This window comes from Flavobacterium frigoritolerans (assembly GCF_025847275.1).
Taxonomy (GTDB): domain Bacteria; phylum Bacteroidota; class Bacteroidia; order Flavobacteriales; family Flavobacteriaceae; genus Flavobacterium; species Flavobacterium frigoritolerans.
Genome location: NZ_JAOZEV010000002.1, coordinates 27,570 through 48,524 on the forward strand (window position 1 = coordinate 27,570; position 20,955 = coordinate 48,524).

The following is a 20,955-nucleotide window of genomic DNA, read 5'->3' on the forward strand; positions in this document are numbered from 1 at the left end:
TCGAGAATTGATAATTACATTTGCACTCGCAAGATTCAAAATTAAAAGACATTAAAATCAGATGCTTACAATTATTTTATACTTTTTTATTGCTATCGTTGTAGTACAGCTTTCTTATTATTTGGGTGTATTTAGTAAATTTTCATTTGCTAAAACACAGAATATCACTACAAAGAGAATTCCTATTTCAGTTATTGTCTGCGCAAAAAACGAAGCAGAAAATGCAATCAAATACATTCCGTTATTAATTGAACAAGATTACCCAGATTTCGAAATTGTTCTAATAGATGACGCTTCAAGTGACGAAACATTAGAAATTTTCGAACTTTTTGAAAGTCAATACCCAAATCTTATTCGTTTAGTTAAAGTAAAAAACAACGAAGCCTTTTGGGGAAATAAAAAATACGCTTTAACATTAGGAATAAAAGCAGCAAAAAAAGAATATTTATTATTTACAGATGCCGACTGTTATCCTACATCTAAAAATTGGATTACAGCTATGAGCTCTCAATTTACAATGAACAAAACCATTGTCTTAGGATATGGCGCTTATGACAGAATTGAGAAATCATTCTTAAATAAAATCATTCGTTTTGAAACTTTACTCACTGCAATCCAGTATTTCTCATGGGCAAAAGTAGGTTATCCATACATGGGAGTTGGTCGTAATTTAGCATACAAAAAAGAAGAGTTTTTTAATGTAAATGGTTTTATAAGTCATATTCAAGTTCGCTCAGGAGACGACGATTTGTTTATCAATCAAGCTGCCAATAGCAATAATACAACCATAGCTTATTCTCCAGAGAGTTTTACTTATTCTAAACCAAAAGAAAAATATAAAGACTGGTTTATTCAAAAAAGAAGACATGTAGCAACTGCCAATTACTATAAAACTTTTGACAAAATACAATTAGGAGTTTTTTACTGCTCTCAATTATTATTCTTTATATTAGCTATTATCCTATTGTCTTTCCAGTTCCAATGGATTATCGTTTTAAGCTTATTCTTAGTTCGATACATCGCGGCGTGGCTAGTTGTAGGGTTTTCTGCTGGAAAATTAAAAGAAAATGATTTGAAATTTTGGTTTCCTATTGTAGAAATTGTGCTTATATTCACTCAAATTAATATCTTTATAACTAATATTTTTTCAAAACCAGTACATTGGAAATAAATTCTAAAATAGAGAAGGCAAAAAATGGAGACCAAATCGCCTTCACTTTTTTGTTGGACCATTATTGGAATGAAGTTTACAGCTTCATGCTTAAACGCACTGAAAACGAAACTATTGCAGAAGATATCACTATCGAAACTTTCTCTAAAGCTTTTGACAAAATAAAGACTTACAATCCTGAATTTCAATTCAATACTTGGCTTATAGCAATTGCAAAGAATGTCCATATTGATTTATTACGCAAAAAAAGAGCCAACCTCTTTATAGAAATTACCGATCAGGAAAACCAACAAGCTTATAATATTGCCGACACTACTCCGTCGGTAGAGGATGAATTAATTACCGAGCAGAATTTATCCCGATTGTTACATTGCATTAAAGAATTAAAACCACATTATCAGGAAGTAATTCAATTGCGCTATTTTCAGGAAATGAGTTACCAGGAAATTGCAATCAAAATAAATGAGCCTTTAAGCAATGTAAAAATAAAACTACTTCGTGCTAAAAAATTATTAGCAGAAGTAATTAAAAACAAAAGATAATTTACTATCTTTAGTCAAAGGATAAAATATCTACACATTTATCCTTAAATAAATAAAAATTCCGCATAACAAAGTTCTTATTATTAACGTTAATTAGGTAAACTATTTTTGCTTATGATTTAAACAGCTACTTAACCTTTAAAACCATGAATTATGTCAACATCAAGCATCTACGAAAACAAATGGATTGACCTTGTATTCGAAAACAGAAACAAAGAGTATGGCGCGTATCAGTTACGACATGAAAGCTCAAAAAACTCCATCAAAGCTCTTTTCATGGGATTATTACTCATTACGGCTGCTGTATGCGTTACAATGTTAGTTAGCAAACTAAATCACGTCAATGTCTCACCAACACTACCCGATATTCCGGTAGTAGAACTAAAATTAACTGACATTCCGTATGTGACTGAGAAATCGGCAGCAATGCCTGCAGTAAAATCACAACCTACAGAAACTGTTATTGAAAAAAGCCAACTTACTAACCCTACAATTGTAGAAGCAAGTCGAGCTACTCCTGAAATTGCCAAAAATACAGAGAACACTGTAGTAGCACCAACAACTGGCGAAACTAATGGAACACTAACTAATGTTTTAACAACTGGCGGTAATGGTGGAACTGAAATTGCAAAAACACCAAGTATTGGTAATGAACTTGTAACACCTGGTTCTCTTGATAAACTACCAGAATTTCCAGGAGGGATAAACAAGTTCTATACTTACGTAGGAAACAATTTTAATCGTCCTGAATTAGACAGTGAAAGAACGGTTCGTATCTATGTTTCATTTGTAATCGAAAGAGACGGAAGCATGACTGATATTATTGTAAAAAACGATCCTGGTTATGGATTAGGGAAAGAAGCTGTTAGAGTCTTAAAATCCTTAAGAACCAAATGGAGCCCAGGAATGGTTGATTCTAAACCTGTTCGTACTGCCTATAATTTGCCGATAACAATAAAAGCAGAATAAATATAAAATTAAAAAGCAGAATTTAAATTCTGCTTTTTTTATGTTTTTTTGTTTCAAAAAAAAGTGATTCTTGCCTAATAATCCAAAGCAAGTCTTTTATAAAAAGATGTATCTTTACTGATTAAAATCGCTTTTTTGAATCATCAAAACAAACAATAAATTATGGGAATATTTTCAGCAATACTTGGTAATGCAGGTACAGTAAGCCAAGACGAATTAATCAAAAAATATGGTTTACTTTTAACCGATAATGAAGAAATTGAATTAGGTTTTAAACTTATTCGTGATACTTTTATCTTTACTACAAAAAGATTAATTCTGGTTGATAAACAAGGACTAACTGGTAGCAAGACAGAATACAAATCGATTTCATACAAAAGCATCACACGATTTAGTGTTGAAACAGCAGGAACTTTTGACCTTGATGCCGAATTAAAAATTTGGGTTTCCAGCGAATTGCACCCAAGTATCATAAAACAATTTAACAAATCAGTAAATGTTTATGAAGTTCAAAAAGTATTAGCACACCACGTTCTAAAATAAAACAAAAAAGCAGAACCTAGGTTCTGCTTTTTATATTTAAATCAAAAAAATAAATTTAATTATTTTTTAGTAGTTTTCTTAACTGGCTTTTTTACTGTAGTTTTCTTTGCAGCTGGCACAGTATTTACTATTTTTTGTTGAACATATGGCTTGTACACCCCGTCTTTTTCAGCTCTTTTTTTAGCATCTTCAGCTCTTTGTTTAGGATCTGGATGTGAACTCATCATTTTATCCAAGAAAGACCCTTCGGCACCTTCACTCATCTTTGCAAGAATTCTAAATGCAGATTCTTCGGCATTAACATTATAACCATTCTTTTTCAAAAAATCATATGAAAACGAATCTGCTTCTGATTCTTGTGTTCTACTGTGCTTACTATCAATCATAGCACTTCCAATTTTTCCTAGTTGAGTTTCGGTAAGCGCTGCAATTTTTCCTGACTGTGAAGATACTGCATCGATTAAAGCCTCTTTTTTATAAGCTGCTTTCATTCCATCTCTTGAATCATGATTAGCTACGTGACCAATTTCATGTCCAATAACTGCAAGCAATTCATTATCATCCATAATATCCATTAAACCTGAATACACACGAACGCTACCATCAGCAGTTGCAAAAGCATTTACTTCCTTTAGCATATAAACTTTATAATTTAAAGTATATCCATTACCTGAAGTATGTTTTCCAAACAGTCTGTTTAATCGTATTGCATACCCATCTGTCGCTGGTGCAACTTGATTTTTGGTATCCATTTCAGTAACTGCTGCTTTTGATAAAGCTGCAGCATCGGCATCACTAAATGTAAATCCTGCATACCCTTTTTGAACAGCTCCTAAAGCTTTCTCTCCTAAATTTATTTGTGCATTAGCTTTTGTAAATCCAAAAGTTGCAAGCAATACAATTAATGCTATCGATTTTCTTTTCATCTTTTTAATGTTAAATTAACCATAACAAATATAATACATCTTTAAAATACTCCTCTAATGAGAAACCAATTAATTTTAGAAAAAAATTCATGTATTTTTTTTCTAATAATTCATAAAACAAAATTAAACACTCTTTTTGCTATCATTTTACAAATTAAAGCATAAACAAATCTACAAATAAACAACATTGCTTATCTTTGTACTTTGAATATTGAATATGGAAAGCGTTATAGATAATAATTTACCTGTTGGAAAACCAAAATGGTTAAAGGTAAAACTCCCAATTGGACAAAAATATACCGAACTACGTGGTTTGGTAGATAAATATAGTTTAAATACAATTTGCACTTCTGGTAGCTGCCCAAATATGGGTGAATGCTGGGGAGAAGGTACTGCTACTTTTATGATTTTAGGTAACGTTTGTACACGTTCTTGTGGCTTTTGTGGTGTAAAAACTGGAAGACCTGAAACTGTAGATTGGGATGAACCTGAAAAAGTAGCTCGCTCTATTAAAATCATGAACATCAAGCACGCTGTTATAACAAGTGTTGATAGAGATGATTTAAAAGATGGTGGTTCGATTATTTGGATTGAAACTGTCAAAGCAATACGACGTATGAATCCGAATACGACTTTAGAGACGTTAATTCCTGATTTTCAAGGAATAGAAAGAAACATTGACCGAATTGTAGAAGCTAATCCTGAAGTGGTTTCTCATAACGTAGAAACCGTTCGTCGATTAACTCGTGAAGTACGCATACAAGCTAAATACGACCGTAGCCTAGAAGTATTACGCTACTTAAAAGAAAAAGGAATCAACAGAACCAAGTCTGGAATCATGCTTGGACTTGGAGAAACCGAAGAAGAAGTATTTCAGACTATGACCGATTTACGTAATGCAAACGTAGATATAGTTACGATTGGACAATATTTGCAACCAAGTAAAAAACATTTACCTGTAAAAGAATTCATCACCCCGGATCAATTTGCTAAATATGAAAAATTCGGACTAGAATTAGGCTTTCGCCATGTCGAAAGCGGTCCGCTAGTACGTTCATCTTACAAAGCGCAAAAACATATTCTTTAGTTACTAAATGTTGAATATTTTATTTTAATGAATAAAAAAACACGAATTGCTATTAATGGTTTCGGAAGAATTGGTCGAAACTTGTTTAGATTACTTTTAAATCATCCCGAAATTGAAGTTGTTGCTATAAATGATATTGCCGACACTAAAACAATGGCACACCTAATTAAATACGATAGTATTCATGGTGTATTACCATATGTAGTGAGTAGTGATGAAAATGGAATAATCGTTAACGAAAGACACTTTTTGTTTTTCCACGAGAAAAACATTTCAAGCTTAAATTGGAAAGACTGTGATATAGATTATGTCATAGAATCAACTGGAAAATATAAAACGTATGAAGAAATTAATGCGCATATTATTGCCGGAGCAAAAAAAGTAATTCTGTCCGCTCCTTCTGAAGTTGATACCATTAAAACAGTTGTTTTGGGTGTAAACGAAGAAATATTAGACGGAACTGAAACAATAATATCTAATGCGAGCTGCACAACAAATAATGCTGCTCCAATGATAAAAATAATCGATGATCTTTGTGGTATCGAGCAGGCCTACATTACCACGATACACTCATACACAACAGATCAGAGTCTGCACGATCAACCCCATAAAGATTTGCGCAGAGCTAGAGGTGCGAGCCAATCAATTGTTCCTACAACAACGGGCGCAGCTAAAGCATTAACAAAGATTTTCCCTAAATTGCAAAATAAAATTGGTGGTTGCGGTATTCGCGTTCCTGTTCCCGATGGTTCATTAACCGACATTACATTTAATGTAAAACGTGCCGTTTCTATTGAAGAAATTAATGAAGCATTTCAAAATGCTGCTAAAACTAGTTTAAAAGGAATTTTAGATTATACTGAGGATCCTATTGTATCTGTTGATATTATTGGAAATCATAATTCCTGTTTATTTGATGCGCAACTTACTTCTGTAATCGACAAAATGGTTAAAGTTGTAGGCTGGTACGACAATGAAATTGGCTATTCGTCTAGATTAATCGATTTGATTTTGCTGACAAAAAAAAAATAAACTAAGTATAAAAAGTATTACAACTCATGAAATATCTTTTTATTATAATCAGTTTTTTCAGTTCATTTTTGTATTCCCAACTCATCCGGAATACAGATAGCGCCGTGTATTATGACGAATTGGCCGATTCTAGTCTTAAGTCTAACAAATACAGCCAAGCACTTGTTTTTACCGAAAAATCAATTGTTTTTTGCAAAGCTAATCATAAAACTGAAAGCCAAGCCAATCAAACTTTTAAGCTTGGAAAAATTTACTATAATCAAAAAAAATACAACGAAGCTTTAACCAACTTCAACAAAAGTCTTACTTTACTTAAAAATAAGCCTTCTACAATTACTAAAGCGCTTACTCTTCATTATATTGGAATAACAAATACCGAAAAAGGGAATCATCATCTCGCTCAAGCTTATTTTAAAAAATCAGAATCTATTTTCAAACAATTAAATATTGTTGATTCAACTCAAGCACTAAACCTTCAAAAAGGAATAGCTCTAAAAACCAATAACGAATACGACTTAGCTATCGCCACTTTTAAAAAAATAATTGAGCAGCCAGACAGCAAATCTTTATTAAGAACAAAAACTGATGCATATTATCAGCTTGGTCTTATAGAAAAACATCTAAATAGAAATAAAACTGCTATATCCTATTTTGACAAAGCACTAGAACTAACTGCAAAGAGTAATGACCTTAATCAAAAATCAATTATTTTATTAGCACTTAGTCATTTTTACAAAACACATCAAGACTACGATAGAGCTTATACCTATCTAGATGAGCATTACCAATTAAAAAACTATATTTACAAATCAAAAAACTCAAAACTTGATTTTGATGATTTTAAAAAATTTAAGGATAAAGAGGTTATAAACAATGCTCTTCAAAAAGAAAAAAAAGATCTTGAAGATAAAAAAACATACAAATATTCTAAATTAATAAGTATCCTTGCTATTGCATTAATTTCTATTTTATCGCTTTTAAGTTTATCACTTTACAAAAACAACATTATTCGAAATCAGAATAACATACTTTTAAGAGAGAAAAACAATGAATTGATTGTTGCAAAAAACAAAGCAGAAAAAGCATCAAAAGCGAGATCTGAATTTTTATCAACTGTTAGTCATGAACTAAGAACTCCTCTTAATGCAATTAACGGAATCACTCATTTATTAATAGAAGACAATCCTAAAAAATCACAAAAAAAATACCTAGAATCATTAAAATTTTCTGGAAATTATTTAACTACATTTATCAATGAAATCCTTGAAATTAATAAAATCGACTCTAACAAACTCGAAATAGAATCTATAAGTTTTAATCTAAAAGAATTATTAATAAACATACAAAGTTCCTTAAAAGAATTAGCCACAGCTAATAGAAACTACTTTAATCTAGACATTGACGAAAGTATTCCTGACAATTTAATTGGAGATCCAACCAAATTGTCTCAAATAATAATGAACCTAATTAATAACGCCTTAAAATTTACTGAAAATGGGCGCGTGAATGTAATCGTAAAACTGCATTCATTAAAAGACGAAGAAGCAACTGTTTATTTTGAAATAGTTGATACTGGAATAGGAATCCCAGAAGACAAACTACAAACCGTTTTTGAAAGTTTTTCGCAAGGCTCAATAGAAGTCAATCGAAAATATGGAGGAACTGGTTTAGGACTTACAATTGTAAAAAAATTAACCGAAATGCTAGGTGGTGAAATCAATCTTAAAAGTGAAGTTGGCAAAGGCTCTACATTTACATTTAAATTAAAATTTCAGATAGATAACGAACCATTAGCTATTAAAGAAGAAACCAAATTGTATAACGACTACGAACTAAAAGGCAAAAATATTCTGTTGATAGAAGACAACAGAATCAACCAAATGATTACTCGAAAGATGCTTGAAAACAAAGGCATAGCTTGCGAGGTAATCGACAATGGAGAAGAAGCTATCGAATTATTAAAAATCAAACGATTTGATATGATCTTAATGGACGTTCATTTACCAGGAATAAATGGAACTACTGCTACAAAATATATTCGTGAATTTGACAAAATAACACCAATTATTGCCTTAACTGCTATTTCTTTAGATGAGAACAGGGAAATGTTATTGTCTTTCGGAATGAATGACGTAATAACAAAACCCTTTGTCCCTGATGAATTTTATAGTATTATCGCTAAATGTTTTAATGCATGCACCAATTAATACTCTAAAATCAAGTTTTTTATCAAAGCTCTTACTTTAGGCTCAGCCATTTTTGCTGCCTCAAGAACTTCATCATGTGAAATTGTATCTATACTTTCTTCATTACCCATATCAGTAATAACTGAGATACCAAACGTTTCAACGTCCATATGACGGGCTACGATAACTTCTGGCACAGTAGACATTCCTACGCAATCTGCTCCAAGAATTTTTACCATTTTATATTCAGCCAAAGTTTCAAAAGTTGGTCCTTGCAAACCAAAATAAATTCCATCATGAATTTCAATATTTAATCTTGATGCAATTTCTTTAGTTTTAATAATCATTTTTCTCGAATAAGGCTCACTCATATTTACAAATCGAGGCCCAAAACGCTCATCATTTTTACCACGTAAAGGATGTTGTGGTGCAAAATTAATATGATCTTTAATGATAACAATTGAACCTACTTTATAATCTGCATTTACTCCTCCCGAAGCATTTGAAACTAATAATTTATTAACTCCCAAAAATTTCATTACACGAACTGGAAAAGTAACTTCCTCCATTGTGTATCCTTCATAAAAATGAAAGCGACCTTGCATTGCAACTACTTTTTTATCTCCAATTGTTCCAAAAACTAAAGCTCCTTTATGCCCTTGAACTGTAGATACTGGAAAATTAGGGATTTCATTGTACGGCAATGTAAATTCTATTTCAATATCATTTGTAAAACCACCTAGTCCTGAACCTAAAATCACACCGTATTCTGGCGTAAACTGCGTTTTTGATTTTATATAACTAACTGTTTCTTGAACTTTTTCCCACATAATTTAAAATTGTTGTATCAAAATTATTTTGATAATTAATAAAAGAACTTTTTATCGGCAAATAATATAATTGCGGCGCAATATTAGTGTCTTTTAACCGAACATAATCCTTTTCGGTTGTAATAATTTTATCTTCTTTTGCTTTATTCGCAATCGTTGTAATATCTGCCTCTGTAAAATGATGATGATCAGGGAATGTAAGACATTCGTCATCATTAGATTTTAAAAACTTAAAAAATGGAGCTGGTTTTGCAATTCCTGCCAAAAGCAATTTTTTTTCATCCTTAATTGCTTCAACATCTAATTTTTCTTTTTGAGAATAAATACAATCATCATAATCAATATAAGTAAAATAGAGTTCTTGCGAAGCTTTTAATTTTAATTTTCTACGAATATTTTCTTGCTCAGACTCCTCAAGATTAGATGGGCATTTGGTCACTACAACAATGTTAGCCCGTTTTGCTCCGCTTCTACTCTCTCGCAAATTCCCAGTTGGCAACATCCAATCATCTACATACAAATCACCATACGAAGTTAGCAAAATATAAAATCCTGCTTTAACTTTTCGATGTTGGAAAGCATCGTCAAGTAAAATAATCTCAGGCTTTTTAGATTGCGAAAGTAATTGCTGAATTCCATTTGTTCTATTTGCATCGACTGCAACTTGAATATTCTTAAACTTTTGAAAAAACTGAAAAGGTTCATCCCCTAATATGACAGCATTTGAAGTTTCATCAGCAAGAACAAAGCCTTCTGATTGCCTCTTATATCCACGACTAAGAGTTGCAACCTGATATTTATTTGACAATAATCGAATTAAATATTCAATTTGAGGTGTTTTCCCAGTACCTCCCACACTAAGATTCCCAACTGCAATAATCGGAATATCAAATGAAGTTGATTTTAAAACCCCTTTATCGAAAAGAAAATTACGAATGCTAGTGATGATTCCATATAAAATGGCAAATGGAAAAAGTATTTTTCGAAGTAAATTCATAATACGAAAGTAAATTTTTTATTTCAAAGTTGATTTGTTTATTCGTTAATTTGTTGTTCAGAAATTTGATTGGATTGTTTCATAATTACAAAATTCTAACAATCCAATCATCTAAAAATCTAAAAATGAAAATACAAGAAATACTTTCTGTTCTTGAAGAAATGGCTCCTTTAGGCTATGCCGAAGATTTTGATAATGTTGGATTATTAGTAGGTAATTCGTCAACAGAAGCTACAGGAGTTTTGGTTTGTCATGATGCGCTTGAAAATGTAATTGATGAAGCTATTGTTAAAAGTTGCAATCTTGTTGTTTGTTTTCACCCCATTTTATTTTCTGGTATCAAAAAAATAACTGGCAAAAATTATGTAGAACGTGCTATTCTTAAAGCTATAAAAAATGATATTGCTATTTACGCTGTTCATACTGCATTAGACAATCACTCCCAAGGTGTAAATAAAATATTCTGTGATGCTTTAGGTTTAATAAATACTAAAGTTCTGATTCCGAAACAAAACTACATTCAAAAATTAGTAACCTATACCGTTCCTGATAATTCTGAAAAAGTCCGTAATGCTTTATTTGAAGCTGGAGCAGGAAATATTGGTAATTATGACAATTGTAGCTTTAATACGGAAGGTTTTTTTACTTTTAAAGGAAACGAGAACAGCAATCCTGTAATTGGAGAAAAAGAAAAACTACATACTGGGAATGAAATAAAAATTGAAGTTGTTTTTGAAAAACATTTACAATCAAAGATTTTAAAGGCTCTTTTTACTTCTCATATTTATGAAGAAGTCGCTTATGAAATTTACGATTTACAAAATGCGCACCAAAACATAGGTTTGGGTATGATTGGAGAGTTTGAAATTCCGATGAACGAAACCGATTTTTTACCTTTTGTAAAAGAAAAAATGATAGCTAATGGCATTAGACACTCGGCCTATATCGGAAAAAAAATCCACAAAGTAGCTGTTCTTGGTGGTTCGGGAAGTTTTGCCATAAAAAATGCAATTCAGGCTGGAGCCGATGCTTTTTTAACAGCTGATTTAAAATACCATCAATTTTATGAAGCCGAAAATCGATTACTATTAGCCGATATTGGACATTTTGAAAGCGAACGCTATACAAAAAATTATATTGTTGATTATCTTCGGAAAAAAATCCTTAATTTTGCAATCATTTTATCAGAAGAAAATACAAATCCAGTTAAGTACTTATAGAATATGGCGAATACGAAAGAATTAAGTGTTGAGGACAAGTTAAGAGCAATTTACGATTTACAGCTAATTGACTCTAGAATTGACGAAATCAGAAACGTAAGAGGAGAACTTCCATTAGAGGTGGAAGATTTAGAAGATGAAGTTGCAGGTTTAGGCACACGTTCAGAAAAATTGAAAAGCGAACTAGAAATAGTTGAAGAGCAAATCAAAACTAGAAAAAATGCTATTGATGATCATAAAGAAGCCATCAAAAAGTATACAAAACAACAAGAATCAGTTCGCAACAATAGAGAATTTAACTCTTTGACAAAAGAAGTTGAATTTCAAGAATTAGAAATTCAATTGGCTGAAAAGCAAATCAAAGAAATGAAAGTTTCTATTGAGCATAAAAAAGAAGTTATCACTGGCTTAAAAGAAAGACTTGAATCTAAGAGTTCACATCTAAAACATAAAAAGTCTGAATTGGATGCGATTATGGCTGAAACTCAAAAAGAAGAAATCTTCTTATCTGAAAAATCAGCTGAGTACGAAGGTCTAATCGAAGAGCGTTTATTAGCAGCTTACAAACGAATCAGAACTAGTGTTCGTAACGGTTTGGCAGTAGTATCTATTGAAAGAGGTGCATCAGCAGGTTCTTTCTTTACTATCCCACCACAGACTCAAGTTGAGATTGCATCTAGAAAAAAGATCATCACTGATGAGCATTCTGGAAGAATCCTAGTTGATAGTACATTAGCAGACGAAGAAAGAGAAAAAATGGATCAATTATTTTCTAAATTCTAAATAATATAAAGCCTCGAAATTCGGGGCTTTTTTTATATTAAAAATTACAATTTTGGGACTTAAAGAAAGTATTCGTTTCATAACACTAAAATCTGTTGGGCAATATATTAACTTTTTGAGTTATGTTCGTCCGCAAAAAGCAGCTCAAATTTCTTACGCTCTGTTTAGCCAACCAAGAGAAGGCAGATTAAATAAAGACAGCTTACCTCAAATATTACAAAATACTAAAACAGAGACTTTTTATCATAACGAGCATCATTTTCAAACTTACATTTGGGAAGGAAATGAAACTAAAATTCTACTCGTTCATGGCTGGGAAAGCAATGCTGCACGCTGGCAAAAAACACTACCTCACTTACAAAAATCCGGAAGTACTATTATTGCTATCGATGCTCCTGCTCACGGACAAAGTAGCGGCAAAGAGTTCAACGTACCTCTTTATGCTGAGTTCATTAACAAAGCGGTACAAAAATACCATCCCACAATTATAATTGGCCATTCTATTGGAGGAGCAGCGTGTGTCTATCATCAACACTTGTTCCCTGAAACTAGTATTCAGAAAATGGTTATTCTAGGAGCTCCATCCGATTTACAAACCCTTATTAATAATTACATTGCGATGTTAAGTCTAAACGAGAAAATGATTTCTCTTTTGGAGAATCGTTTTGTCAATCGTTTCAACTTTAAACTAGAAGATTTCTCTGGAAAAAAGTTCGCTTCAAATTTTACTGTAAAAGGACTAATCGCACACGATACTGCCGATAATGTTGTTGCTTTTGAAGAAGGAGAAAAAATAGCCAGCACATGGAAAAATAGTGAATTCATCGCTACAAATGGACTAGGTCATGGTATGCATGATGATGAGTTATACCAAAAAGTAGTTAATTTTTTGTTTTCAGAAGTTTGATTTGAAGGTTCTAAGGTTCTAAGGTTCTAAGGTTCTAAGGTTCTAAGGTTCTAAGGTTCTAAGGTTCTAAGGTTCTAAGGTTCTAAGGTTCTAAGGTTCTAAGGTTCTAAAAAAGCATTCTGCTTTTTTAGTTCTTCTAATAATCCATCAGTCAAAAAGGTCTAACAATCTAAGAAGTCTAAATTCTAAAAGTTCTAAAATCCAAGATGTCTATTTTTTGATTACTTTTGCACTATGGAAGAAAATCTAAAACGCCTCAACAAATTCATTGGAGAAACTGGATATTGTTCTCGTCGTGAAGCTGACAAACTAATCGAAGAAAGACGCGTAACCATAAACGGAGTTGTACCCGAAATGGGAACGAAAGTTTCACCTGATGATGAAATACGCATAGACGGAAAGTTAATCGTAGAAAAACACGAAAAACCCGTTTATTTGGCTTTTAATAAACCTGCCGGAATAGAATGCACCACTAATCTAGAGGTACGTAATAATATCGTAGACTACATTAACTATCCTAAACGTATTTTTCCAATTGGAAGATTAGATAAAGCGAGTGAAGGGTTAATTTTTATGACCAATGATGGTGATATCGTAAACAAAATTCTACGCGCAAGAAATAATCACGAAAAAGAATATACTGTAACTGTAAACAAACCTATAACGGATCGTTTTATTGAACGAATGGGAAATGGAGTACCTATTCTTGACACGGTAACCAAAAAATGTAAGGTAGAACAAATAAGCAAGTACATTTTTAAAATTATCCTAACTCAAGGTTTAAATCGTCAGATTCGTAGAATGGCTGAATATTTAGGATATGAGGTTACTGCCTTAAAACGTATTCGTATTATTAATATTTCTCTTGATGTTCCTGTAGGTCGCTACCGTGATTTAACTGATGCTGAGATTAAAGAATTAAATGAGCTTATTGAGCCATCAAGTAAAACTGAAGAAGCAAGTTTACCTAAGATTGAAACTCCAAAAAGAAGAACAGAATTCATAAAAAAAGAGGATCCCCGATTTAAAAAAAGAGGTGATTATTAATCTGGTGTTCTTATAAATCTATAATACAAAAGCCTGAAACTTAAATTTCAGGCTTTTTTTCTACATTTTTTTTTAACTAACGAGTAATAATTACTTAATGCTATTTGGCATTTGATTCCATTACTATTCTTTTAATACTCTTATATTTTAAAAGTACCTCCAGCTCTTTTTCCAGTATTAAATCCTTGTTATTTTAACAAGATGCGGATTCCCTACTAATGGTTTAAAAATCTTTACTATAGCTTCATAAGCAATCTCAGAAGACAGAGTCGATGCAGTACATCTAAAACGATAATTCGTTCCTGCTAGCTCATGTGTAGCAACTGCACTGGGAATATACTTTACTCCTGCACAACCTTCCAAGACCTGTTTGAATATTAATAAATCTGCAGTTTTAGGTTTACGGAAATCTGTCCATTCACCAATTATTGGCTCATGGTTTATTAGGGCTTGACTTGACATAATATTGTAATTTAATTGTTTTTCGTCCTACTCATAAGGCTTTTCGGATGCGCCACGTTTTTAAAGCGGATACTAGATTCCACATTAACCCATTTACTTATTTAATAAACATCAATCAAGTAAAAAGTCTTTCGAGAAGTTGAATTATGCTAGCCTTATTCAATTCCCTAGAATAAAACTACTGTACAATTAAACCTGTAAATACAAAAATGTCATGAGAACGGAAATCATTGTCATGAAAAGCAAAAAAAGCGGTACAGAAATTTTACTATGTACCTAAATAAGCAAAAAAAGCCTCATTCATTAGTATGAAAGAGGCTGTAGTTATGGAGTAACATATGAAATAAAACTACCTCAATATGCGAAATTTTTTCACAAAGTCTTTGTATTTATCACTTAATACAACTTTATGATTTCCTTTTAAAACAACCAGATTATCATTAACTACTATCTCTTCTATCTTACTTAAGTTTACAATATAATTACGGTGTGTTTGACTAAATTTATTCGGATCCAAAAACTGAATTATTTTAGTTAGCGATATTAAGATTACAAATTTTTCAACCTCAGTTATTATATTACAATACCTGTCTTCTACTTCTATGTATACAATATCTCCTATTCGAACTTTTTTTAACGATTTATTTTTTTTAATAAAAAGATAATCGTCACTTATAACAGTATCTTGCTCTTCGCTAACAAAAACATTAGTTTGACCGTAAAATTTCTCGACTGCCATTTCCAGCGCATACAAGATTTCAAGCTCATTGAATGGCTTTAATAAAAAACTAAAAGGCTTGGTAAGTTTAGCCCTTTCAAAAATCTGACGATCCTTAGAACTCGTCAGGAAAACAAATGGCTTTAATCCGTTAGGAACAATATTAATTGTTTCTGCAAAAGTAACTCCGTCTGGTTTTCCGTCTAAAAAAACATCGATAACCACAACATCAATCGCATTATTATAAAACAACGTTAATGCTTCATTATAAGTAGGTGCAATGCCCACAATATTATAATTATTAGCGGTAAGCACTTTTACAAGCGCATCGCTTTCTGCTGGAGTATCTTCGATAATAAGTACATTTATATTATCCATGATTTTTAAACTTTTGTAATACTATAATTATTTTAGTTCCAACATTTTCTTCACTCTCAATTTCTAATCTACCGCCATTTTTATAGATCATACTTTTGCATAATTGCATTCCTAATCCAGTTCCTATTGTATCATCGTTTTTCTTTTTAGAAAGCAATGCCGTTTTTTTCAATAGTTCTTCTTGCGTAGAAGCGCTCATTCCTAATCCAGTATCTTCGATAACTAAATAACAAAAATCATCGTCTGAATCTCGTGTATAAATCGAAATCTTGCCATTGTCTTTAGTAAACTTAATTGCATTGTCTAATATATTACGAATGATTATTTTAAGCGAATCCATATCGGCAAATACATAATCGGTAGTTGAAACTCTATTTTCAAAACTGATGTTTCTATTTATCATTAATGGGTTGTAATTATATTCTACGTGTTTCACAATTGTCGCCAAATGGAGCGATTCCTGAGAAAAATAAGTTTGTTTCGTTTGTAATAAAGCCCAATTGAGTAAATTGTCTAATAAATTATAAGCTCCATTGGCAATCGCACTATTATTATGTAGTTGTGTATCTAACTCAGTATAATTCTTGGTTTCCAGATTTTCGATTAATTTACTGTTACTTGTTTTTAAAGCATTAACCGAAGATCGTAGATCATGACTAACTATAGAAAATAATTTGTCTTTTGTAGCGTTCAATTTGTCTAACTCATCTTTTTGAGCTAGTATAATTTTGTTGTTTCTTATCTTTTGTCTGTAATAATAAACTCCTGTTCCAAATAAGATTAGTAATAACACTGAAGAAAACAACAAACCATTTCTCTCGGCTACTTTTACCTTATTCTCAGCCTCGAGTACATTGACTTCTTTTTGTTTTTGCTTTATTGCAAATTTCTTTTCGAGTTCGGCTATTGCCCAGACTTTATTCTGATCATTTAAAGAGTCTTTCCACTTTTCGTATTCTTTACGATATGTCAATGCTAAAGGAAAATTTTTCCTATTTTCCTCCACTACTGCCATATTCATTGCAGCAGTTTTCTTTATTCCGAATGATTTCACTTTCTTAGAAAGCTGATATCCCTTCTCAAAATAAGGAATTGCAAGATTATCTTTATATTGATTATAATATAAATTAGCAATATCCATATAAGACCCTATTAATAATAAAGTATCTTTTTCGATTTCTTGTAATTTAGCACCTTTAAACAAATACTCCTCTGCTTTATTGAATTTATCAAGATGTAAATAACACAATCCTATATTGTGTAAAACAGTACTTTTTTTAAAATCGTAATTAGATACATTGGGTAATTTCTCTATCTCTTCAAAATATTGCAAAGCATTTTGAAACTCATTTTGCGCTAATGTAATTTCACCTAATTTCATTTTCACTTTATAAAAAAACTGAAAATTATTAGAAATTTCATTCAACTCCTTTTTAGATTCATTGAATAGCTTTTTTTCTTTAAAACTAATCCCTCTAAAATAATGACAATAATCTATAAGTTCTTTATTTTTTGCATCACTTATCTCTTTCATTGAATAAACAAGTGTTGAATCCCAATTACTCTGTCTGAAAAATATTTGAGCTTTTTTAAAATTGACACTCTCTTTAAACTTTTCAGATTTTGCTTTAATTATTATTTCCATTAAACCTCCAACATCTTGCTGCTCTTGAGAAAAAAGAGATAAAGTAAAAAAAAATAATATTGAAGCAGCAAATAATCTAATTTTAGTCATTATACTCTTAACCTTTATGTTTTATAGATTAGAAATTATATAAAAGCGATATAGAACTTATCTATCCCGCTTTATATATCTTAAATAACAAATCTTTACTAGTTATCCAGCCTGCACAGTTGTTTCTGTTCCTCTAGATGTTATTGGATCTGTATTCCAAAGAAAAGTTTCTATTGTAGTTATCTCAGAGAAACTATCAAATGGTATTGGAATAGCATTAAAACTAACTTCATAAATATCGAATTTCTTCCCTACTATTTCAAGCATATTATAACATATAAAAAATTGTAAGTGTGGAGTTCCCTCAATATCAACATAGCAATTTTGATAAATATCAAAAGATAAAGAACCTTGCAATTCGTGAGCTACAAAAACTACAGCTCTAACAAGAAGTTCTTGATTATTATCCACCAAATATGCTTCAACAATTGGCGATAAAAGTGCTGTTGTTTTTCTCTCAGGAAAAGAAACAGCACCAACATTATTTCTTGTCACTTGTTTAATCAATACTCCAGGAGGAATTTTTGTATCAACCCCATGAATGCTAGAATTTGTTGTACTCATAATTTTAAGTTAGTTAGATTATAGGTTTGGGACCTATAAATAGTTAGTAAATAAATTTATTCGGCTAAAAATGCGGGATGAGCATCCCTTTTTTCCCATTTCAAATATAACAAACATTTTCTGAATAATTTTTAACATCCTCAAATAATAAGCTAAAAACAAGCAGTTTATCCTTTTTATTAGCAGATCATACAAACAACCTCTTTTACGCCAGATGTTAATTCTTACAAAATTTATCAAAAAACACTGCACAAAAAAAGCCTTAAACAAAAGTTTAAGGCTTACTATATAAATCTGTGATACTATTATTTTAGAGCTCTCATTTTTCTTGCCAATAATGTATTTTTAAGTAACATTGCAATTGTCATTGGTCCTACTCCACCAGGAACTGGTGTTATAAATGATGATTTTTTACTTACCTCAGCAAAATCAACATCCCCAGTAATTACGTAGCCTTTTGGATTTGTAGTATCCTCTACTCTTGTGATTCCAACGTCGATAACAACAACTCCATCTTTTACCATATGTGCTTTTAGGTAATTTGGAACTCCTAATGCTGTAATAATAATATCGGCATTTTTTGTAAATTCTTCTATGTTTTTTGTTCTACTGTGTGTTAGTGTTACTGTAGAATCTCCCGGATTTCCTTTACGGCTCATTAAAATACTCATCGGTCTTCCTACAATATGGCTTCTGCCAATAACTACTGTATGCTTCCCTGCAGTTTCTACTTTATAACGTTCTAACAACTGCATTATTCCAAATGGTGTCGCTGGAATAAAAGTCTCCATCTCCAAGGCCATTTTTCCGAAGTTTGTTGGATGAAATCCATCTACATCTTTATCAGGATCTATTGCCATTAAAATCTTTTGCTCATCGATATGTTTTGGCAAAGGCAACTGAACAATGTATCCATCTAGATTATCGTCTTCATTTAATTCTTTGATCTTAGCTAACAATTCTATTTCTGTAATTGTTTCGGGTAAACTTACCAAAGTTGAATCGAAACCTATTTGCTGACAAGATCTCACTTTGCTTCCCACATAAGTTAAGCTCGCTCCATCATTACCAACAATCACAGCTGCCAAATGAGGTACTTTTCCTCCTGCATCTTTGATCGCTTGCACTTCTATTGCAATTTCGTTTTTAATATCCTCAGCTGTTTTTTTACCGTCTAGTAGTTGCATTGTTTTAAAAAAGTTTCAAGTTTAATGTTTCAAGTTTCAGAAATAGAAACCCATATTTATATTATTAAAAAAGTTTCAAATTTCAGTCTCAAAAATTTGAAACCTGAAACTTGAAACTATCTTTATTATCTCGGCATTCCTCCTGGCATTCCTTTCATGCCTCCCATCATTTTCATTAAATTCTTTCCGCCTGGTCCTTGCATCATTTTCATCATCTTGCTCATTTGCTCAAACTGCTTCATCAGTTGATTTACTTGCTCGATTTTGGTTCCTGAACCTTTAGCGATTCTGGCTTTCCTTTTTACATCGATTACTGCAGGCTTGCTTCTTTCTAGTGGCGTCATCGAGTGTATGATTGCTTCAATATGTTTGAAGGCATCATCTTCAATTTCTACATCTTTCATGGCTTTTGAAGCACCTGGTATCATTCCCACCAAGTCTTTCATATTACCCATTTTCTTTACTTGCTGAATTTGTGACAAGAAATCATCAAAACCAAATTCGTTTTTCGCGATTTTCTTTTGAATTTTTCTTGCTTCTTCTTCATCAAATTGTTCTTGCGCTCTTTCTACCAATGACACAACATCACCCATACCAAGTATACGCTCTGCCATACGAATAGGATAGAACACATCGATTGCGTCCATTTTCTCTCCAGTACCTACAAACTTAATTGGTTTGTTTACTACTGATTTAATTGAAATGGCTGCTCCCCCACGTGTATCTCCATCCAATTTGGTAAGGATAACCCCGTCGAAGTTTAATATATCGTTAAATGCTTTTGCTGTATTTACTGCATCTTGACCTGTCATGGCATCCACAACAAATAAAGTCTCTTGTGGCTGTATTGCTTTGTGTACACGTGCAATCTCATCCATCATTTCCTGATCTACTGCTAAACGACCTGCTGTATCGACAATTACAACATTAAACCCATTAGCTTTAGCATGTTTAATTGCATTTTGTGCAATTTCAACAGGATTTTTATTTTCTGGTTCTGAGTATACCTCAACACCTATTTGATCTCCTACAACATGTAATTGGTTTATCGCCGCTGGACGGTAAATATCACACGCTACTAAAAGCGGTTTTTTATTCTTTTTTGTTTTTAAATAATTAGCCAGTTTTCCAGAGAATGTAGTTTTTCCTGAACCTTGCAATCCTGACATTAAGATTACACTTGGTGTTCCTGACAAGTTTATTCCTGCTACATCACCACCCATTAATTCGGTAAGTTCGTCTTTTACCAACTTCACCAATAATTGTCCTGGTTGCAGTGTAGTCAAAACATCTTGACCGATTGCTTTTTCTTTTACTTTGGTAGTAAAATCTTTAGCAATTTTAAAGTTAACATCGGCATCAAGTAAGGCACGACGAACTTCTTTTAAGGTTTCGGCAACGTTTACTTCTGTAATTTTACCGTGTCCTTTTAATATATGGAAGGCTTTATCTAACTTATCACTTAAATTATCAAACATACTATTTTCTTTATTTGAAGTGCAAAGATAATCTAATTAGACATTTCAGGCAATTTTTATTTAACTGCAAAGTACGTTTTGATTTCACCGCAAAGTTCACAAAGTATTACGCTAAGTCCGCAATGCTTTTTCTTCAAAAAGACGCTAAGTTTATTATCTACATTGTGTAAATTTCACCGCAAAGTGCACAAAA

Annotated in this window: 20 protein-coding genes; 11 read left to right on the forward strand and 9 right to left on the reverse strand. The window is 31.9% G+C overall.

Translation table 11 applies throughout. The features are described 5' to 3' along the window. The first annotated feature begins 61 nt into the window (after window positions 1–61). The 4 genes from OIU80_RS02620 to OIU80_RS02635 all read left to right on the forward strand — a co-directional run bounded on the left by OIU80_RS02620 (window position 62) and on the right by OIU80_RS02635 (window position 3,225). On the forward strand, window positions 62–1,171 hold the full coding sequence (locus OIU80_RS02620) for a glycosyltransferase (RefSeq protein ID WP_264285541.1): 1,110 nt from the start codon (window positions 62–64) through the stop codon (window positions 1,169–1,171). Continuing rightward, window positions 1,162–1,713 carry an RNA polymerase sigma factor gene (locus OIU80_RS02625; protein WP_264285542.1) on the forward strand — a complete coding sequence of 184 codons (552 nt, stop codon included), beginning with the start codon at window positions 1,162–1,164 and terminating at the stop codon, window positions 1,711–1,713. Before OIU80_RS02620 ends, OIU80_RS02625 begins: the two co-directional genes overlap by 10 nt. A 153-nt stretch (window positions 1,714–1,866) precedes the next feature. Beyond that, a complete protein-coding gene (locus tag OIU80_RS02630; protein ID WP_264285543.1) occupies window positions 1,867–2,682 on the forward strand; it encodes an energy transducer TonB in 816 nt (271 codons plus the stop codon). Between the two features lie 162 nt (window positions 2,683–2,844). Continuing rightward, window positions 2,845–3,225 (forward strand): PH domain-containing protein, encoded by a 381-nt coding sequence (locus tag OIU80_RS02635; protein ID WP_039112370.1) that lies wholly within the window; start codon window positions 2,845–2,847, stop codon window positions 3,223–3,225. 59 nt (window positions 3,226–3,284) lie between these two features. Here the strand turns inward: OIU80_RS02635 and OIU80_RS02640 are convergent, their stop codons facing one another. After that, window positions 3,285–4,151, reverse strand: coding sequence for a M48 family metalloprotease (locus tag OIU80_RS02640; RefSeq protein ID WP_264285544.1), 867 nt, complete (start codon window positions 4,149–4,151; stop codon window positions 3,285–3,287). Window positions 4,152–4,368: 217 nt separating this feature from the next. On the opposite strand from OIU80_RS02640, the gene lipA reads away from it, so the two are divergent. The 3 genes from lipA to OIU80_RS02655 are packed head-to-tail and all read left to right on the forward strand — an operon-like array spanning window position 4,369 to window position 8,477. Next, complete coding sequence (lipA, locus tag OIU80_RS02645) at window positions 4,369–5,238, forward strand: lipoyl synthase (RefSeq protein WP_264285545.1); 870 nt, start codon at window positions 4,369–4,371, stop codon at window positions 5,236–5,238. 27 nt (window positions 5,239–5,265) lie between these two features. Then, window positions 5,266–6,270: a type I glyceraldehyde-3-phosphate dehydrogenase gene (gene gap, locus OIU80_RS02650; RefSeq protein WP_195735450.1), complete on the forward strand. Its 1,005-nt coding sequence runs from the start codon at window positions 5,266–5,268 to the stop codon at window positions 6,268–6,270. Window positions 6,271–6,296: 26 nt separating this feature from the next. Next, window positions 6,297–8,477 (forward strand): tetratricopeptide repeat-containing hybrid sensor histidine kinase/response regulator, encoded by a 2,181-nt coding sequence (locus tag OIU80_RS02655; protein ID WP_264285546.1) that lies wholly within the window; start codon window positions 6,297–6,299, stop codon window positions 8,475–8,477. Here OIU80_RS02655 and OIU80_RS02660 read toward each other — a convergent pair. Together OIU80_RS02660 and lpxK are read right to left on the reverse strand one after the other, a co-directional pair. Further along, the gene (locus OIU80_RS02660) at window positions 8,474–9,286 is read right to left on the reverse strand and encodes a purine-nucleoside phosphorylase (RefSeq protein WP_264285547.1); all 813 of its coding nucleotides are present in this window, start codon (window positions 9,284–9,286) and stop codon (window positions 8,474–8,476) included. The genes OIU80_RS02655 and OIU80_RS02660 overlap by 4 nt on opposite strands. Continuing rightward, on the reverse strand, window positions 9,258–10,283 hold the full coding sequence (gene lpxK, locus OIU80_RS02665) for a tetraacyldisaccharide 4'-kinase (RefSeq protein WP_264285548.1): 1,026 nt from the start codon (window positions 10,281–10,283) through the stop codon (window positions 9,258–9,260). Before lpxK ends, OIU80_RS02660 begins: the two co-directional genes overlap by 29 nt. Window positions 10,284–10,408: 125 nt before the next feature. On the opposite strand from lpxK, the gene OIU80_RS02670 reads away from it, so the two are divergent. The 4 genes from OIU80_RS02670 (at window position 10,409) to rluF (ending at window position 14,240) form a co-directional block, all read left to right on the forward strand. Next, window positions 10,409–11,503: a Nif3-like dinuclear metal center hexameric protein gene (locus OIU80_RS02670; RefSeq protein WP_264285549.1), complete on the forward strand. Its 1,095-nt coding sequence runs from the start codon at window positions 10,409–10,411 to the stop codon at window positions 11,501–11,503. Between the two features lie 3 nt (window positions 11,504–11,506). Beyond that, window positions 11,507–12,286: a zinc ribbon domain-containing protein gene (locus tag OIU80_RS02675; protein ID WP_264285550.1), complete on the forward strand. Its 780-nt coding sequence runs from the start codon at window positions 11,507–11,509 to the stop codon at window positions 12,284–12,286. A 52-nt stretch (window positions 12,287–12,338) separates the two neighbouring features. Continuing rightward, window positions 12,339–13,193 carry an alpha/beta fold hydrolase gene (locus OIU80_RS02680; RefSeq protein WP_264285551.1) on the forward strand — a complete coding sequence of 285 codons (855 nt, stop codon included), beginning with the start codon at window positions 12,339–12,341 and terminating at the stop codon, window positions 13,191–13,193. Window positions 13,194–13,427: 234 nt separating this feature from the next. Then, the gene (gene rluF, locus OIU80_RS02685; protein ID WP_264285552.1) at window positions 13,428–14,240 is read left to right on the forward strand and encodes a 23S rRNA pseudouridine(2604) synthase RluF; all 813 of its coding nucleotides are present in this window, start codon (window positions 13,428–13,430) and stop codon (window positions 14,238–14,240) included. A gap of 177 nt (window positions 14,241–14,417) precedes the next feature. Here the strand turns inward: rluF and OIU80_RS02690 are convergent, their stop codons facing one another. The 6 genes from OIU80_RS02690 to ffh all read right to left on the reverse strand — a co-directional run bounded on the left by OIU80_RS02690 (window position 14,418) and on the right by ffh (window position 20,762). Further along, window positions 14,418–14,702: a hypothetical protein gene (locus OIU80_RS02690; RefSeq protein WP_264285553.1), complete on the reverse strand. Its 285-nt coding sequence runs from the start codon at window positions 14,700–14,702 to the stop codon at window positions 14,418–14,420. A 349-nt stretch (window positions 14,703–15,051) separates the two neighbouring features. Then, window positions 15,052–15,798: a LytR/AlgR family response regulator transcription factor gene (locus OIU80_RS02695; RefSeq protein ID WP_264285554.1), complete on the reverse strand. Its 747-nt coding sequence runs from the start codon at window positions 15,796–15,798 to the stop codon at window positions 15,052–15,054. Continuing rightward, window positions 15,791–17,533: an ATP-binding protein gene (locus OIU80_RS02700; RefSeq protein WP_264285555.1), complete on the reverse strand. Its 1,743-nt coding sequence runs from the start codon at window positions 17,531–17,533 to the stop codon at window positions 15,791–15,793. The genes OIU80_RS02695 and OIU80_RS02700 overlap by 8 nt, the downstream gene beginning before the upstream one ends. Before the next feature lie 102 nt (window positions 17,534–17,635). Next, entirely contained in the window at window positions 17,636–18,097 is a 462-nt protein-coding gene (locus OIU80_RS02705; RefSeq protein WP_264285556.1) for a hypothetical protein, read from the reverse strand. Window positions 18,098–18,402: 305 nt separating this feature from the next. Continuing rightward, a complete protein-coding gene (locus OIU80_RS02710) occupies window positions 18,403–19,284 on the reverse strand; it encodes a bifunctional 5,10-methylenetetrahydrofolate dehydrogenase/5,10-methenyltetrahydrofolate cyclohydrolase (RefSeq protein ID WP_264285557.1) in 882 nt (293 codons plus the stop codon). Window positions 19,285–19,409: 125 nt separating this feature from the next. Further along, window positions 19,410–20,762 (reverse strand): signal recognition particle protein, encoded by a 1,353-nt coding sequence (gene ffh, locus OIU80_RS02715; RefSeq protein WP_264285558.1) that lies wholly within the window; start codon window positions 20,760–20,762, stop codon window positions 19,410–19,412. Between the last annotated feature and the right edge of the window lie 193 nt (window positions 20,763–20,955).